This window comes from Paenibacillus sp. FSL H7-0918 (assembly GCF_038007025.1).
Lineage (GTDB): Bacteria > Bacillota > Bacilli > Paenibacillales > Paenibacillaceae > Paenibacillus_AQ > Paenibacillus_AQ odorifer.
The window spans coordinates 1693622-1710844 of the sequence record NZ_JBBOWJ010000001.1; the positions used below are offsets into that span (position 1 = coordinate 1693622).

Below are 17223 nucleotides of genomic sequence, written 5' to 3' on the forward strand. Positions count from 1 at the left end.
CTCCTCCTAAAAGTTTACGAATATAGTTCCTATCCCTGTCCAACGATTAAAGCACGCTTCACTCCTGGAATCTCTTTCAGACTATCCAGCATCTCTCCGAGCTCCTCATTTAAGTGTGAAATTTCTACGGAGATCACCACATTTGCCCGGCCTTGCAGCGGAATACTCTGGTGAATCGTCAACACATTAGCCCCATGTCCTGCTACAGAGCCTAGTACCTTGGAAAGCATTCCAGATTCGTGCTCCAAATCCATGGAAATCGTAACGATCCGCTCTCGTTCGAGCTGATGGATCAAGTGAATTCCATCCTTGTATTTATAAAAAGCGCTTCGGCTTAATCCCACCTGCTCTACACCTTCATTTACGGTCTTCGCATCCCCGGCCTCAAGCAATTGTTTAACCTGCATAGTCTTAAGTACAGCATCAGGCAATATGTCCTCCCGGACCAAATAATAGCGTTCTCTCACGAACGTCCTCACCTCAAAGACTTTTGTGTTTTCTTAGTGGACATTATATCGGAAAAGGCTTGTAAAATGCAATAACTTTATCTGGATGCTCCAAGGCCGGGTAGTTAGGTGTAGTAAAACCCCCGGATTCCCGGGGGCAGAAGGCAATCGTATGTACACTAACTGTATGGAATCGTCGTCCCGCAATAGTCACAGATTTTATCCTGCCCTGGAAGTACTCTACTCTTAGCACCGCAACTCGGACAAACGATGGATTTCGGCAGTTGGACAGGTGGCTTAGGCCTATTCTCCGGCAATGACTGCCGTCCAGATGATGGCTGGTTCTCTGTTGCCGCGGAGGGCTGTGCCCGGTCAGGATGTACAAGATTGGGCGGTTGTTTATCTAAGAGCTTAACACGTCCTTCATAATAGACAAGATCAGAAGCAAGTAACCCCCATCTCACCAAATACCGTAGGTCTCTACGTACATCATCTTCACTTTGTTTCGTGATATCAGCTAAATTACCAATATGCCTAACATCATCCACTACGATCAGCATGAGATACTTCTTGCACAGAAAATCAAAGTTTTCTGTTGCGAAGGTAGCCCTCCCTGCAAAGCTGTCTGCCGGAATTATAAAGATCACGTAGAGGACCACCAGAATGATCAATAAAGTGTACCACTTAAAATCCCCTTTGTAGGTCCCCACGGCGAAGAGGACAGCAAGTTCCATAAAAGCTCCCATACATACATGATAGAGCAATTTGTAGTTAAATGATTTCCGCTCATTCTTATAATGAGTGCTTACAAAACGAAGCATCGCAAGTACAAACCCAAGCGGAGCAAACAAATAGGCAATCGCCATGATGATTCGATCAAACACTGTCTGGTCTCGTTTGTTACGGTAGCGAAGGTTATTCTCAGGCGCACGCACCAGTGCTTGTGCCCGTTTGGAATAAATAAGCTTCGGCGGCAATTTCACAAATGGATTGTCTACACGTCCTTCATAATAAACAATATCTGGAGAAAGCACTCCCTGATCTTTTAAATATTCCAAAACCTCGCGGACATTCTCTTCACTGAATCCGCGGATATCGGATAGGCTGCCGATATGCCTTATGCCGTCCACAAGAACCAATGCGATATAGTCATTGCAAAGATAGGTGAATCCCTCTCTCCATCCTACGGCCCTAACGGATAATTTGATGGCGGGAATCCTAAACAATGCGTAGATAATCACCAGCCTGATCAAGAGTGCGACATAATCGATTTGACCGAGTAGCTTGCTAATAATGAAATAGATCGCCAATTCTACAAAGGCACCCATACACGCATGATAAAACAGGTTAATATTGCTTGCTTTGCGCTGTCTCTTGGAATGTGTAGATAATAACCGAATGGCAGCCAATATAAAGCCAACCGGAGCAAATACATACGCAAACACAATAGTCGTATAATCAAACGCCGTCCGCTCATATTCATGCTTGTACACAGGTTTTCCCGATGTCGGCGGCTGTCTGCGTATATCCAATCCACTCATTTTGTCTTTAATCCCCTTATTTATGTAATCCTATATGCGATGCAGCTAATCTGTTGGTTGACGGCATTAATTGTACGGGATCTTCGTTCCACAGTAATCACAGCTTTTAGATTGGCTTGGGAGCACAGTATTCTGGGCTCCGCACCCCGGACAACGGATAGACTTAGGCAGTTGCGGCGGAGACTGAGGCTGCGCAGGTATTTGCTGCCCCGATGCTTGGGTTCTCCCCGTTCCTCCAAAGCCCGAAGTACTTTCAGGGTAACCTTGATTAGCTGCTGATGGTTCTGGCGTCTGGCGCCCTTCGGATAATGCGACATCAATATCAAGCAGTCCTTTATCCTTCAGATACTGGACATCTCTCCGTACATCACTTTCACTTTGGCCTATTCGTTCAGATATACTGCCAATATGCCGGATATTCTTATTTTGAATCAGCTCTATATAAGAAGTGTTAAGCTTAGAAAGGGTATATTTAGCTTTCGCTGTCACACTGGCCAGTATAAAAGCTGGAGTCAAAAACATGATTGCAATTAAAATAAGCGTTGATACTAATTCAGAAGTTCCAAATTCCCCATTGAGCGCACTAGAAAACATGGCAATAGAAAGTTCAACAAACCCACCAATAAATACATGCATCAGCAGATTGAGGTTAGTCGGTCTGCGGTAATTTTTGTAATGCGTTGTCATCAAACGTAACAAGGCAAGCACAAGTCCAACTGGCATCAGCAGATAAGCAGCCGCGAGAATAACATAATCAAACCCGGTACGTTCGTATTTAAGCCGGGGAACGGTTGCATTTCCTCCCGGGAGCGGTGACGGCTCTTGTAGGTTCAAACTGTTCATGTAGTAAACTCCTCCTATTTAAGTGCCGCTAATTCACGGTTACGCCGCTGAAGTGTAGACTTTATACTCTCTGACATCTCATTTACTTCTACCTGCCAGCCCTCATGTGGCTCTTGGGTCGCCAGCAGTAGCTTCACGTGATCATGTAACAGAGAAATCTGCTGCTGCAGAATATCCTCTGTAGCATATAAAGACGGTTCTGATATCGGATCACTGTACTTAAATTTTTCCTCCAACATATCTAACACGTTCACTAGCTGCTCGGATTCGGAATTCTTCCAGCTACTAGCCAGCTCACTCATTTCAGTTAATTCGTTCTGATACCGCCGAAACTTTTGTAAAGACCTTTTGGCTTGCTGTTCCCCTGCCCCAGCATTCCACCCGTAAAGCCCTATCGCGGCCAAAGTGATCGCTCCTAACACAAGAATCAGCAATTGTTCGGCTGCGTACCACAAGGCGGGTAACTCCAGCAGCCAATCGAAGAGTAAGGCCGATACAAATACGATGGCTGCATAGATTCCCGTAATGATTGCGCCGCTGATAAGAACAGGCGGAGTCTGCTGAATGCTACTTGCAGTTCGGAGCCAAAAAATACAATAGCCATAGATTACACTTTCTGCTAACAGAACCGCGGATAAAGAAATTATGAACCGAAACAGTGAGTCGGAGAAACCTAATCCAATAAACGAGAACACTGTCAGTACTATAGCTACCGCATAAATGATGGTAATAATGTATATATATCTCCTGCTTTTGTTCATTAGGTCCTCCTTAGCCTGCTTTTGTTCCGCACTCTGCACAGAATTTTTGTCCAGCTTTCAGCTCATGTCCACAGCCGCTGCATTTAATCACCATGCTGTCTCCACAATGAGGACAGAATTTCACCCCTGGCGCTACCATAGTCCCACATTTACCGCAAGCTTTAGGCATTTCTTTTCCACAGGAGACACAAGAAGCCGCTCCCTCAGGATTATCTGCTTTACAGGATGGGCAAGGACGATAAGGATTCCCGCAACCTGGACAGAACTTAGCTCCTGCATTTAGTTCATGCCCGCATTCAAAACATTTGATCTTGTTCGCAGAGGGAGAACCTTGCGGGTTGCCTCCAAGCGCCTGCCCACAACCGCTGCAGAACCGTCCCTCTACTGGATTCATAACTCCACACTTAGAGCAGGAACGCTGCTCTTGACGTATAACTGTAGTCCCTGAATCCAAGTTCATCCCTCTAGTCATACGGTTCACCATATCCATAGCGGGTCCAGCAAATCCCATTCCAAGTCCAAGCCCCATCCCGGTGTTCATCATGCCCACTCCAAGATTGCCGGGATTACCTGCCGCTTCTTCCATCGTGTCAAAACCACGCTCCTGCTGATAGGTGAAGCCCATGATATCCATTTCCGCTTTTTTAGCCAAAGCTTCCTTCAAACGAATCGTTGCCGGATCATCCTCTGGAATATTGATCGAATCAATATAAAAATTATTCAGCTCAATGCCATTATCCAAGAAAGCCGAGGCTAGTCGGCCCTGAATATGTTTGGAGATCTCTGCAACATAAGCATTAATCTCCAGTATGCTGATTTGCTTGTGCACAAGGTAAGAAGAAATAAGTTCATTTATATTCGACATCAGCAGTCCGCGGAAATAACTGATAAGCGTTTCATGATCAAACTGCGGGAGTGTCCCTACGAGCTTCAGCAAGAATTTTCGCGGATCATCGATTTTTACACCAAACTGCCCAAAAGAACGAACAGAAATCATAATTTTGTATTTGGGATCCTGAAGCTGTAAAGGTGAGCTTGTTCCCCATTTGACATTCATCGAATTCGTCTTATTCACATACCATACTTCAGCCGTAAATGGTGATTTTCCACCAAAAGGAAGATTAACGATATTGGATAAAATAGGTATATTAGCGGTGCTTAGCGTGTGCCGCCCAGCTGTAAAAGAATCAAGCGCTTGTCCGCCCTTGAATAGAATTGCTTCCTGGGATTCATTAACGATTAGTTGTGTCCATGTCCCCAGCTCCTGGTTAGGGTATTTCCATGCAAATATACCTGGAGGACCGTCATACTTCACCACTTCTATAATTGCCATCTGCTATTCCTTCTTTCATTATCTTATATATAAATAACGTGTACGCTCCCAAATGGGAATTAGTGTATTTCGATATTTATTGTATACGATATATATCGTGTTTTGGGTTCTTTTATTGAAAAAAATTACTGATCTCCTCACAAAAAAAGCGCCAACTATGCTATCCCTTTACAGGAAAACCATAGTTGGCGCTTCATAGTCAGCTAAATATTAATAGTAGCTGCTGTTCTCAACGAATTCGAATTCGAAATCAGCGATACGGACAATCGTTCCTTCTACAGCACCGCGTTTACGAAGCTCTGCATCTACACCCATATGACGCAAAGTCCGTGCCAGCTTGAGAATCGCATCATGTGTGCTAAGCTGCATGCGCTTCAGCATACGTTCGATACGTGGGCTTGTGACCACAAACGCCTCGTTATCCCGTGTAATAGTAAAGGAATTATCCTCTTCTGCTTCCAGCTTATACACCTTACGTTCAGTAGTTTCAGCAACTTCCTCAACCACCGGCGCAACCGGAATGCTGTCGAGAATATCCGTTGCACGATATAGGAGCTCCTGAACACCCTGACGGGTAAGGGATGAAATTGGCATGATTTCTAAATCCGGCCGCACCTCAGCTACGCGTTCGCGGAAAGAAATAAGATTCTCTTCTGATTCAGGCATATCCATCTTATTCGCCGCCACAATCTGCGGACGATCGATTAGACTAGCATTGTACTGCTTCAGCTCATCATTAATTAGAACCCAATCCTCAAAGGGATCACGGCCCTCAGAGCCAGACATATCAACTACATGAATGATGATACGCGTGCGTTCAACGTGACGCAGGAATTCGTGACCCAGACCTATGCCTTCACTAGCTCCCTCGATTAATCCAGGCAGATCCGCCATCACAAAGCTTCGGCCATCCCCAACATCCACTACCCCTAAATTCGGTGTAATTGTTGTGAAATGGTAAGCTCCGATTTTGGGCTGAGCTGCGGACACAACCGACAGCAACGTAGATTTACCCACACTCGGGAAGCCTACAAGCCCTACATCAGCCATTACCTTAAGTTCCATAACAACATAACGCTCTTGGCCTTCTTCACCGTTCTCCGCAAGCTCTGGTGCAGTATTATTAGCTGTGGCAAAACGGGTGTTACCCCGGCCTCCACGGCCTCCACGTGCAACTACAACCTGTTGTCCATGACGCGTCATATCGGCAATGATCTCTTGCGTATCATCGTCAATCAGAATGGTTCCTGGCGGAATACGAACGATCATATGATCCGCATTCGCTCCATGTTGGCTTTTGTTCCGTCCTTTAATCCCTTTGTCAGCTTTGAAGTGGCGCTGATAACGGAAGTCCATCAACGTGCGCAGTCCCTCATCTACACGGAAAATAACGTCGCCTCCACGGCCTCCGTCACCACCGGCAGGACCACCCTCCGGTACATATTTCTCCCGGCGAAACGCAACGAGACCATCCCCGCCGTCACCGCCTTTAACATAAATCTTAGCTTTATCTACGAACATAAATGTTCACCTTCCTCACATTTCAAGCGGTAATCGCAGCTCTACATAAGCCCTGCTAGGCTTAAACTGCTCTGCTTTCATGATTTTTCCTTGTACTATATTATAAATTTGCCCTTTGAGCAGCTCGGGATTGCCATGCTCCCCCTCGCCTTCGAAGGAGATAAGAATGTCTCCTCCATCCTGAAAAAAGCCAAGGCGCAGCTTGCGCGTCTCCCCCTGAGGAGCCAGCCCGTTGTACTGATAAGCCCGTATGGTCTGCATAATCACTGAAGTCAGCTCATCTCCTGCTTCTGGATTTAGCTTGTCCTCTAGCTGCAACCCTTCCTCCACCTGAACTTCCAATTCCAGACTAGACCTGTTAGTTCGGAAGGATTGGATATAGAAAACCAATGAAGGAATGCCCAACTTAGCGATACGACTATCAAGTGCTATGCGTTCCTTTATTCTTTCCACACACTCCACGGATTTATTAGGCTTTCCAAGCTGAATATATCCGTATAGAATCTGCAAATCGTTCATCCAATCATGTCGATGATGATTCAGTGTCCGAATCGCCGCCTGTTGCAGAGTGTTCTCTTGTATACGCAGCTCCCGTTCATAATGACGCTGGCTCCAGATAAAACTGAAAGCAACGATTGCCACTACCCAGACTCCGAGTAATAGACACGTCAGAAGAGAAGTATGCCAATACAAAAGACCTAAAGGAAGCATTACGGATAACATGACTGCCCAGATTGCACTTTTCCAGGATTTCATTCTTTCTCCCCGTCCCTCAGTTCGCAAAATTCATGACTTCGTTTAGATAATTTGTTTTGTTAGTATCATTTACCATTTCCTAGTATAACACACGCGTTCACTGTAGTTCACCAGAGATAATAACGAGAATTTCACATCTATCTAACCATTCCAACTTTGCAACACAAATAATTATGAATATTCTACAAAAAAGCCTCCGGCACTCATGCCGGAGGCTTCTACTTGCTCATATGGTCCGTAAGCTTACGCTTCCAGTGCCGCTGCTACCGGAGCGACATCAACTGGGTACACGCTCACTTTTTTGCGATCGCGGCCCCAACGTTCGAACTTCACTACGCCATCCACCATTGCGAACAAAGTATCATCTTTACCGATGCCTACGTTAGTTCCTGGGTGAATTTTTGTTCCGCGTTGACGAACCAAGATGTTACCGCCGGTTACTGCTTGACCGTCAGCACGTTTCACGCCAAGACGTTTGGAATGGGAATCCCGTCCGTTTTTTGTGGAACCTACACCTTTTTTCGATGCGAACAATTGAAGATTCAATTTCAACATGTTGTCAACCTCCTTCTTTAAATATTTACTTGCTGTATTTGAATATACTTCCCGTATGATTCTGCGATATCATTCAGCATCACGACCATGGATTCAAGCAGCAATTGTACCTTCGCGGAAGTATCGAAATCTTCAACAGAACTTAATGTTCCACTTAAGAATCCGTTCTTCATGGATGTATCCATGGAGATTCCGGTCAAGGTCTCAATCGAATTGACGGTTCCAACTGTTACAGCGGATACCCCGGCACATACGATATCTTCGCCACGCTTCGCATAACCCGCATGCCCCTTAACCTCAAAGCCAACGATAGTTCCTAGATCCGATAATCGTGTAATCCGCACGCTAATCATTAACGCACCTTCTTACGCTTGAATCTTCTCGATAGTTACTTTCGTGTACGGTTGACGATGACCTTGTTTCTTGTGGTAGTTCTTCTTAGGTTTGTATTTGTAAACTACAACCTTAGCGCCTTTACCATGTTTCTCGACTTTAGCTGTTACAGACGCGCCGCTTACTAGCGGAGTTCCTGCAGTCAGACCACCATCATTAGAAACAGCCAATACACGGTCAAAAGTTACACTTGCGCCGTCTTCAGCTTCCAACTTTTCAATGAACAAAACGTCGCCCTCTTGGACTTTGTATTGTTTACCACCAGTTTCGATAATTGCATACATTTTACTTGCACCTCCTCATGTCTCAGACTCGCCTAGTCTAGGTGGCAGAATTCCCGTAGGAACTGCGCTTATGTACCCGATCGGAGCGGTTACAGCATGTGCAGGATCAACTGCATCAAACACATACTTGAAGATAGTATCATACTTATGACTTATCGTCAACTCATTCCAGCCATTCTCCAACTTTTCCGGTTCCCCCGCAGCACTGGCAAATCACAGGCGCAAAGCTGGCTGAATCATGCCTTGCCTTCTTTCTGGTCATCTCGAGCAGCCCGAGTCTTGTCCACCCCAAAATATGTGTTTTGGTGCGATCCTTGCAGATCACTTTCTCTAATCGTTCTGTGACCATCTTGCGGTGAAGCTCTTGTTCCATATCAATAAAATCGACAATAATGATTCCACCAGTATCGCGTAACCGGATCAAACGACCGATCTCCTCAGCTGCGAGCAAATTCGTATTAGTAACCGTTTCTTCAAGCGATGCTCCGCCAATGTATTGAGCGGTGTTGACATCAATTACGGTTAACGCCTCTGTCTCATCCCAGATCATTGTTGCTCCGCCCTCCAGCGTGATTTTGCGGCTGAAGCTCTTGAGCAATTGATCCTGAATACCATAAGCAGCGAAAATAGACTCCGCTCCATTATAAAGACAGACTGGCTTGTACCCTTCAGGAGCCATGTCGTCCAGAAAGGCTGTTGCTTCTCTAGCTGCGGCAGATGAATCAATAATCAACTGATCCCGTTGCGGATTAAAGGCATCTCTTATAAAGCGTTGGACAATACTAAGATCACGATGTAGTAAAGCGGGAGCCTCTACCGTTTGTGCCTTACGTGTAATATTCTCCCATTGGGCACGCAAAAAAGAAAGATCACCCTCCACAGCTTCATGTGGCTCGTCCTGAGAAACCGTCCGCATAATAAGCCCTTCTTCTTTCATTCGCAGACGTTCTCCGATTCCTTTGAGACGACTGCGCTCTGCATCTCGGCTTATTTTTTTGGAGACACCGACGTATTCTGCAAAGGGCATGTACACCATCCAGCGCCCGGGCAACGTATAATGAGTCGTTACACGCGCGCCTTTTCCGCCGCTCGGCTCTTTCCGCACTTGAACAACAATATCCTGTCCCGGCTGCAAAAGCGTCTCGATAGAGGGCTTCACATCAGGCTGTTTATCCAAATTAGGATGCAATACATCATCAACATATAAAAAAGCATTCTTCTTCTGTCCGATATCAACAAAAGCAGCCTGCATACCTGGAAGTACGTTAATCACACGGCCCTTGTAATAACTGCCGACCAACCCTTGCTGCTGATCGCGTTCAGCCGCGTACTCCACCAGCCTTCCGTTTTCCAGAAGAGCCATTCGGGTAATGTGCTGCGTGCAGTGAACGATCATCTGTTTCATGGCTTCACCTCTGGTTTCGTTCGTTCATTCCTTCACATTCTCTGCATAAATACACTATATTCCGAAGTAGGTTGATATTAAGCGCTGTTCCGGCACAACAGCAACAACATTTCCTTTACCGTTTAACACATAGATAAAATGATATTGATTACGTTTAAATAGACGCAATATATCATCTAAAGGTTTCGCAGATAATGCAACTATTGGACGAGCTACGCTTCCTGTTCGCAAATGATACTCATAAACAGCCTCCCGATTCATCAAAAAAGCAACAAACCGGTACGGTAAATTACGATGGTCGGTGAAATTCGAATACAGCAGAAAAGCTCCGATCATGACCATATTCAGCCTAAGGCCTCCACCCGCTCCAAGAGGCAGCAGCGCATATATAATCACAAGGACACTTGCGGCTACACTCACCCGTCCAGTCCATAACAAAGTGTAGTAATAAGGAAGTACTAAACTAATAGTGGCCTGAAGCACTTTACCTCCGTCAAGCGGCAGCACTGGCACTAGATTAAAAAGCCCAATAATGGCATTGGCATGAATAAAATAGGTCAGAAATTCCTGATTGCCATAACCGGCTTGTTGAAGTCCAAAAGCAATAACGATCATAATTCCATTTTGCAGTGGACCGGCGAGGGCTATTCCGATCTCACGACTGGCTGTAAGCCGCCCATGATCTTCAATAACAGCCACTCCGCCAAACGGAAGAAGCTGAACCGACTTAACTGTAACACCAGCCAAAAGAGCCGCAACGACATGTCCCATTTCATGAATGAAGACAATCGTAAATAAGGTGAGCAGCTCTAGAAATTGTCCCGTGACCACGGAGAATAACATAATGATCACGAACAGTGGATGTAGTGACAGTTCGATACCAAAGATCCTAATCAAACGATACCACTTCTGTAGGATCAATATAAGTCTTGTCTTTTATCACTGCGAAAAATAGTGTTGAAGCTGAGGATACGTCCTTCTCCATCATCCAACCGAGTGAATCCCCGCTCTGCACCCAGTCATCAACCTCCAGCTTGGTGCCGCTCAAATGTCCGTATTCTGCAGTGACACCGCCTGAATGCTGAACAGCAATTCGAATGCCCCCTTCCAGCTCTTTAGAGATGGAGAGAATACGTCCCATGTCTATACTTTTCACCGTCACATTTAAGGTTGAATCGATTTGAGGCATAATTTCCACCCCTTTTAGCGTAGATGCAAAAGGCTGGACAATGCTCCCAGCTATCGGAGCAGTGAGTTGATGATGAGCGGCCACTTTTTGAGCAGGCTCATCTTTATCCCCAAATATCGGAATGAACGCTGGAGCTCCGTTAAAGTTCTCCTCATACCAGACTCTCACAGCCGTGAAATCCATGTCATTGCTTAACGCATCACTAATAAAAGCTTGCATCTTATAGGACCATGGCTGATGTACCGCAAAAATCCCCCACACTGCTCCAAACACAAGAACACTAGCAACAAAGCGCCGAATAAAACCGGCAGTAAAATTTGAGCCTCCACCGCCGTTATCCTCCCAGCCTCCACGACTCTTTTTCCACATCACCTCTGGATCGGGCTCTACAGAGGATTGATCGGCATTCTTAAATCCTGTTCCCCATTCCTTAAAGCTCGTACTCTTATCCGGCATAATAAATAAAGGGGGAGCCTCCGCTATTTCTAGTTCCGGGACTTCCGAAACTCCTGAGACTGCTGAGACTTCCGGGAGTTCCTCCAATAAACTACGAATACGCTCCTTGCGGCGATTCTTGATATCTGATTTCTGATCCATATTTATCCCTCCGGACGGGCTTGTTTTACTTCCATTTTATGAAGCACGGAAGTCTCTTTAGAACAAGCCCCTCCAAGACAGACCATTTAAATCCCGGAAATGCCATACATTCATATTTATTCAAAAAAAATAAGCCCCACCATAGATTTCTCTACTGGTGGGACCCGTGTATGCTTCTTATCATAGGATTGCTTAGTAAAAATTAAGCCATGCCGAAAAATTTCTTAAGTTTCTTAAATGCTCCCGGTTTCCGGTCAAGCTGCATCAGGGGTACAGCATCACCTAGAATTCGGCGTGCAATATTGCGATAGGCAATAGCAGCTGAAGAATCGGGATTCATAACTGTAGGTTCTCCGTTATTTGCGGCTTTAATGACTAATTCATCATCCGGAACAATTCCGATAAGATCAATGTTCAGCACCTGTAATATATCCTCAATATCAAGCATATCCCCAGACTTCACAAGACCTGGGCGAATACGGTTTACCACCAATTTCGGCGATTCCACACTCGACTGTTCTAATAGTCCGATTATACGATCGGCATCCCGTACAGCGGCATGCTCTGGTGTGGTAACCACAATCGCTTTATCCGCACCGGCAATCGCATTGCGGAAGCCGTGCTCGATTCCTGCCGGACAATCGATCAGAACATACTCATATTCCTTCTTTAGTTCAAGAATGATATCTCTTACTTGTTCAGGAGAGACAGCCGTTTTATCCTTTGTTTGAGCTGCAGGCAGCATATACAATTCATCAAAGCGCTTGTCTTTAACGAGCGCTTGATTAAGGCGGCAACGTCCTTCCGCTACATCCACAAGATCATAAATAATACGATTCTCAAGCCCCATAACTACATCCAGATTACGCAGTCCAATGTCGGTATCGACGAGACATACTTTTTTGCCCTGCAGTGCAAGTGCGGTTCCAATGTTGGCTGTTGTGGTTGTTTTGCCAACTCCGCCTTTGCCCGAGGTTACGACTATCGCTTCTCCCATGGAGGCTACACCCCTTTAAACACATTTAAATCCTGACGTAATTTGACCAAATTATGAATCTTATCGATCTGCATAGCTCCGTTTGTTAAATATGCAAATTCCATACTGCTTTCTCGGGTTTCCCATTCATCGGGCGGACGACTAATAATATCGGCAATTCGCAGCTGCGTTGGAGACATTAAAGAAGCAGCTATAATCGCTTCCTCATTCCCGTCTACTCCAGCATGCGCCATCCCTCTTAGCGAACCTAGTATATAAATATCGCCTGAACAGGTTATGGTCCCCCCAGGGTTCACATCCCCCAGATATAGAAGATTTCCGTTATGGTGCAGCACCTGACCGGAACGTAGAATTCCGCTCATCAGAAACAATGCGTCATTATCCTCACTGCCGGGCGCTGGAAGCGCCTCTATAGATCGAATCAACAGATTTCCCTGTCCCTTAAGAATCTCCAGCACAGCTTCCTTGTCTTCCTCAGTTACGGTACGATTGCCCAGCTTTATGTCCACATGTACAATCGGTCCAGTTAAAATATTTTGATGGCTGTGCTCCAGCTTATAGCGAAGCTCGCTCAGAAGATCTTCAAAGGGACATTTGTCGTCTAGCAGGAATATCAGGCCATCCTTGATGCCCTTAATCCTTACATGCTTGGATTTTACTGTCATATGCCTGGCCCCCTATCCTCATTCATTCGTGCCGGGCCCCTTAAATTCCTGCTTTGTATAGAAAGAAAATAGAAGCTCTTTAAGCCGCTTCTTCCTTATTCGTTTCTTTCTTGATTAGCTCAAGCTGGCGCCGAACCGGTATGTAGAAGAGTAGCCCGATGGCAAAATGAAAAAGCATCGTCGGCAGCATGTGATTCAAAATCGCCCAGCTATAAGGTTCTTGATTAAGATTAAATACACTATAGATACCAAATAGTATACTATCCCCAAGTAGACTTCCAAGCAGAACCACAGTCATCATAAGGGGCAGCGGAGCACGTGGAATCTGAAATAAAAGGCCGATTAAATAAGCCGACAATCCCATCGCAAAAGAGTGTGCTCCAAGAATTCTGCCGTAAAAAACGACATCATGCAGCATTCCAAAACATAATCCCAATATAAGTGCTGTATGCCGATGATGATATATAGTCACGAACAATAACACTACAAAAACCAAATTCGGAATGATTCGCATCTGCCACACATCTGGAATCAGCCAAGGTAAGATGGTTCCCTCCACAATAAATAAGAGGAACAGTATCAGAATAAGAACTGATCTGCGCATATTCACTATTCAGCACGCTCCTCCGTAAACACAACAATCAAATGCTTCCAGTCCTGAAATTCTGCTGAAGGCTTTATCACTGCTGTGGAGGTTAATCCAAATTCACCAACATCGACGCTTTCAACTGTGCCTATTGTCAACCCCCTTGGATACAAGCCTCCAATACCGGAAGACAGAATAGTATCCTCCGCTGCAATAGGATCACCCGGTGGAATCTTGGTCATCAGCAGTCTGTTCGTCTCTGGATTATAACTCTCAATCATCCCAAAGGACTTACCCTCTTTATTAAAGGCAGTTGCCGCAATAGGCGGCTGGGAATTAGGATCATTAGTGTCCATCATGGTCATCAGTTTCACAGTAGAAGTGAAATTGCTAACTTGACTGATAACACCTACCAGACCATCGGTTGAAATAACAGACATATTAGGTCTGACACCATCTTTGGAGCCTAAATCAATTACAATGGTGCTGTTGCTTGGTTCTGTAGTCTGGCTAATTACTTGCGCAATACGATATTCATACTTATACAAATTCTTCTGTTCTTTAGTGAATTGCCATTTTTTTTCCAAGTCTTCATTCTGTGCTTTAATAAAATTATACTGGGCTTTATCACGTGCATACTGGGCAGCCATAATTTTAAGCTGTTCATTTTCTTTAGCAAGATCACTCAGATTTCCAATATCTTCAAACAAGCCCGCTACATATCCAGCGGGCTTGTAGAACATTTTTTGCACGAAACCAGTCGAATCTCTGAGAAAGTTCTCCGGCCAGGACAAGCCTTTCCTTGTTGCCAAGCTGAAGCCCATTACCACAATGAACAGCACCAGTGTAATCAACAGAATAAACAGACGTTTATTGCTTAAGAGTTTAAACAGTTTCAACACCCTCTAACAACAGTATTTCTCCCATAACAGGGGTTGACTTACACAAGTGGTAGAACATCATCTTATCTCTTCGAACGAAGACTGGATCCGCTGCGGCTCTTGAACAAATGAATGTTCTCAAGTGCCTTACCGGTTCCAATAGCTACACAGTCCAGTGGATTCTCAGCAACAATAACCGGCATTCCCGTCTCACGTGCAAGCAGCTTATCCAAGTTGCGAAGCAAAGCTCCCCCACCTGTCAAAACAATTCCACGATCCATAATATCTGCTGCAAGCTCTGGCGGACATTTTTCCAACGTTACTTTAACAGCTTCAATAATAGCATTCACTGTGTCAGACAAAGCTTCACAGATTTCATCAGAAGTAATTGTAAGTGTTTTTGGCAGACCTGTTACGAGATCACGGCCGCGAATTTCCATGGTTTCAGCCTTTTCAAGAGGAAGGGCAGAGCCAACATCCATTTTGAGCTGCTCCGAAGTACGTTCACCGATCATCAGATTGTATTGACGTTTGATGTATTGAATGATGGACTCATCCGCCTCATCACCTGCAACACGCACTGAACGGCTAGTAACAATACCGCCGAGCGAAATTACAGCAACTTCAGTTGTACCTCCACCGATATCTACAACCATACTACCTGTAGGCTCCCATACTGGCAGATCCGCGCCGATAGCAGCAGCAAAAGGCTCTTCGATAATGTAAGCTTCGCGAGCTCCAGCTTGTTTGGTAGCATCTTCTACCGCACGTTGCTCTACAGCAGTAATGCCAGATGGCACGCAGACCATTACATTAGGATGACGCTGGAACATAGAACGCTGTTTCTGTGCTTGACGAATAAAATATTTAATCATCGTAGCCGTTGTATCAAAATCAGCGATAACGCCATCTTTCATCGGACGGATCGCACGGATGTTTCCAGGTGTACGACCGATCATTTTTTTGGCGGATTCACCCACAGCTTCAATCGTCTTAGTATCAGTGTTAATGGCTACAACGGAAGGCTCTCTTACAACAACACCCTTACCGCGTACGTAGACAAGCGTATTCGCTGTCCCCAAGTCAATTCCTAAATCTTTTGTGAAACCACCCAACATGCTAATTTCTCCTTTTCCTAAGTAAATCTACATTTATATTACATATGTCCTTTTTCTTTCAAGCTTACGAAACTGCTATCTCCGATAATTAGATGGTCCAGCACATCTATTCCGATAATCTCACCTGCCTGAAGCAATCTAGCAGTTAGGGAAATATCTTCTGGACTAGGTGTTGGATCACCACTAGGATGATTATGCGCGCATATAATAGAGGCGCTACTGCATTTTATAGCTGCTCTGAATACCTCACGAGGATGAACGATCGAAGCATTCAGGCTGCCCATGGACAATGTTTCTTGTCCAATCACATGATTCTTCGTGTTCAGAAACAGACAGACAAAATGCTCCTTTTGCAAATAACGCAATTGCTCAGTCAGAATCTCAGCAGCGTCCCCAGGACAGCGGATAATGACCGGCATATTGAACCTGGAATTCGCAAGGCGCCTTCCCAGTTCGATGCCTGCTTTTAGTTGTACGGCCTTGGCAGGACCGATACCGTTGATTTTGGTCAGTTCTTCGATGCTAAGGTCAACTAGCCCACGCAGGCCACCGATCTTCCCCAGCATCTGCTGTGCAATATGAATAGCCGACTCGCGGCGTGTTCCCGTACGCAGCAGAATGGCTAACAACTCCGCTTGACTTAATGATTCCGCCCCATAATGCATCATGCGCTCTCTAGGTCGTTCTTCATGGGGGAGGTCCCGCAGCATAATTGGTTGCGACTCCATCCCTATCCCTCTTTCCCCAGGCTTCCTACCGGCTCAATACAGTTATACCGAACTCGGATAGCATTTCGCCAAGAAGCGACAAAGGCAATCCGACTACATTGAAATAACAGCCTTCAATTCGTTCCACCAAAATGGACCCAAGCCCTTGTATCGCATAAGAGCCAGCCTTATCAGCGGGCTCTCCCGTAGCTATATAAGCAGCAATTTCCTCTTCAGTCATTGCCCTCATCGTTACGGAAGTAACACGGTGCTCCACTATAGTCTTCCCATTCGGGAGTCCGAGGCAGGCTACACCCGTGTATACCTTATGAGTTCGGCCCTGAAGTCTGGTAAGCATCGCTTTGCTGTCCAGCTTGTCCACCGGTTTGCCTAGCACAGTATTATCTAGTACAACAATTGTGTCGCTTCCTATAATGACTGCGTTACGCTCTCCGGCTGTAGCTACTACGGCTTCTGCTTTTCGCAAAGCTAGACTGCGCACGATTCTCTCCGGCGTCCAATCCGGCGGTGTGCTCTCATCAGCTTCGCTGGTAATGACCTCAAAGGGTAAACCCAGTAAGGATAACAGCTCACGTCGACGCGGTGAACCTGAGGCTAGAATAATGAGTGGTGAGTTGTCCACGT

At 45.5% G+C, this 17223-nt stretch carries 21 protein-coding genes and 1 other annotated feature; all 21 genes read right to left on the reverse strand.

The window, feature by feature from the left end; all coding sequences use genetic code 11:
• Positions 1-29: 29 nt before the first annotated feature.
• Entirely contained in the window at positions 30-467 is a 438-nt protein-coding gene (locus tag MHI15_RS07775; protein WP_038573029.1) for an ACT domain-containing protein, read from the reverse strand.
• A gap of 158 nt (positions 468-625) precedes the next feature.
• Entirely contained in the window at positions 626-1987 is a 1362-nt protein-coding gene (locus tag MHI15_RS07780) for a hypothetical protein (RefSeq protein WP_076310620.1), read from the reverse strand.
• A 66-nt stretch (positions 1988-2053) separates the two neighbouring features.
• Positions 2054-2830 carry a hypothetical protein gene (locus MHI15_RS07785; protein ID WP_076281867.1) on the reverse strand — a complete coding sequence of 259 codons (777 nt, stop codon included), beginning with the start codon at positions 2828-2830 and terminating at the stop codon, positions 2054-2056.
• A 14-nt stretch (positions 2831-2844) separates the two neighbouring features.
• Positions 2845-3591, reverse strand: coding sequence for a hypothetical protein (locus MHI15_RS07790; protein WP_076129386.1), 747 nt, complete (start codon positions 3589-3591; stop codon positions 2845-2847).
• 10 nt (positions 3592-3601) lie between these two features.
• Positions 3602-4924, reverse strand: a complete 1323-nt coding sequence (locus MHI15_RS07795) for an SPFH domain-containing protein (RefSeq protein ID WP_038573034.1) — start codon at positions 4922-4924, stop codon at positions 3602-3604.
• A 210-nt stretch (positions 4925-5134) separates the two neighbouring features.
• A complete protein-coding gene (gene obgE / locus MHI15_RS07800; protein ID WP_036685174.1) occupies positions 5135-6445 on the reverse strand; it encodes a GTPase ObgE in 1311 nt (436 codons plus the stop codon).
• Positions 6446-6460: 15 nt separating this feature from the next.
• Entirely contained in the window at positions 6461-7201 is a 741-nt protein-coding gene (locus MHI15_RS07805; RefSeq protein WP_076105522.1) for a Spo0B domain-containing protein, read from the reverse strand.
• 243 nt (positions 7202-7444) lie between these two features.
• A complete protein-coding gene (gene rpmA / locus MHI15_RS07810; RefSeq protein ID WP_036685171.1) occupies positions 7445-7756 on the reverse strand; it encodes a 50S ribosomal protein L27 in 312 nt (103 codons plus the stop codon).
• Between the two features lie 17 nt (positions 7757-7773).
• A complete protein-coding gene (locus MHI15_RS07815; protein ID WP_036685168.1) occupies positions 7774-8109 on the reverse strand; it encodes a ribosomal-processing cysteine protease Prp in 336 nt (111 codons plus the stop codon).
• 12 nt (positions 8110-8121) lie between these two features.
• Positions 8122-8433, reverse strand: coding sequence for a 50S ribosomal protein L21 (rplU, locus tag MHI15_RS07820; protein ID WP_036685166.1), 312 nt, complete (start codon positions 8431-8433; stop codon positions 8122-8124).
• 14 nt (positions 8434-8447) lie between these two features.
• Positions 8448-8534: a sequence feature (ribosomal protein L21 leader region), on the reverse strand.
• Positions 8449-8616: a hypothetical protein gene (locus MHI15_RS07825; RefSeq protein WP_155288184.1), complete on the reverse strand. Its 168-nt coding sequence runs from the start codon at positions 8614-8616 to the stop codon at positions 8449-8451. (Overlaps the previous feature by 86 nt.)
• On the reverse strand, positions 8597-9838 hold the full coding sequence (locus tag MHI15_RS07830; RefSeq protein ID WP_076129388.1) for an Rne/Rng family ribonuclease: 1242 nt from the start codon (positions 9836-9838) through the stop codon (positions 8597-8599). Before MHI15_RS07830 ends, MHI15_RS07825 begins: the two co-directional genes overlap by 20 nt.
• Positions 9839-9892: 54 nt before the next feature.
• On the reverse strand, positions 9893-10735 hold the full coding sequence (locus MHI15_RS07835; protein ID WP_036685160.1) for a M50 family metallopeptidase: 843 nt from the start codon (positions 10733-10735) through the stop codon (positions 9893-9895).
• Positions 10728-11624, reverse strand: coding sequence for a M23 family metallopeptidase (locus MHI15_RS07840; protein ID WP_076194474.1), 897 nt, complete (start codon positions 11622-11624; stop codon positions 10728-10730). The genes MHI15_RS07835 and MHI15_RS07840 overlap by 8 nt, the downstream gene beginning before the upstream one ends.
• Positions 11625-11826: 202 nt before the next feature.
• On the reverse strand, positions 11827-12621 hold the full coding sequence (minD, locus tag MHI15_RS07845; protein ID WP_036685156.1) for a septum site-determining protein MinD: 795 nt from the start codon (positions 12619-12621) through the stop codon (positions 11827-11829).
• A gap of 5 nt (positions 12622-12626) precedes the next feature.
• On the reverse strand, positions 12627-13286 hold the full coding sequence (gene minC / locus MHI15_RS07850) for a septum site-determining protein MinC (protein WP_036685154.1): 660 nt from the start codon (positions 13284-13286) through the stop codon (positions 12627-12629).
• A gap of 79 nt (positions 13287-13365) precedes the next feature.
• Positions 13366-13896 carry a rod shape-determining protein MreD gene (mreD, locus tag MHI15_RS07855; protein ID WP_081386380.1) on the reverse strand — a complete coding sequence of 177 codons (531 nt, stop codon included), beginning with the start codon at positions 13894-13896 and terminating at the stop codon, positions 13366-13368.
• Positions 13896-14774 (reverse strand): rod shape-determining protein MreC, encoded by an 879-nt coding sequence (gene mreC, locus MHI15_RS07860; protein ID WP_076129391.1) that lies wholly within the window; start codon positions 14772-14774, stop codon positions 13896-13898. The genes mreD and mreC overlap by 1 nt, the downstream gene beginning before the upstream one ends.
• Positions 14775-14836: 62 nt before the next feature.
• Positions 14837-15871: a rod shape-determining protein gene (locus MHI15_RS07865; protein WP_036685150.1), complete on the reverse strand. Its 1035-nt coding sequence runs from the start codon at positions 15869-15871 to the stop codon at positions 14837-14839.
• A 38-nt stretch (positions 15872-15909) separates the two neighbouring features.
• Positions 15910-16599 carry a RadC family protein gene (radC, locus tag MHI15_RS07870; RefSeq protein WP_036685147.1) on the reverse strand — a complete coding sequence of 230 codons (690 nt, stop codon included), beginning with the start codon at positions 16597-16599 and terminating at the stop codon, positions 15910-15912.
• Positions 16600-16624: 25 nt separating this feature from the next.
• Complete coding sequence (locus MHI15_RS07875; RefSeq protein WP_076186081.1) at positions 16625-17221, reverse strand: Maf family protein; 597 nt, start codon at positions 17219-17221, stop codon at positions 16625-16627.
• Between the last annotated feature and the right edge of the window lie 2 nt (positions 17222-17223).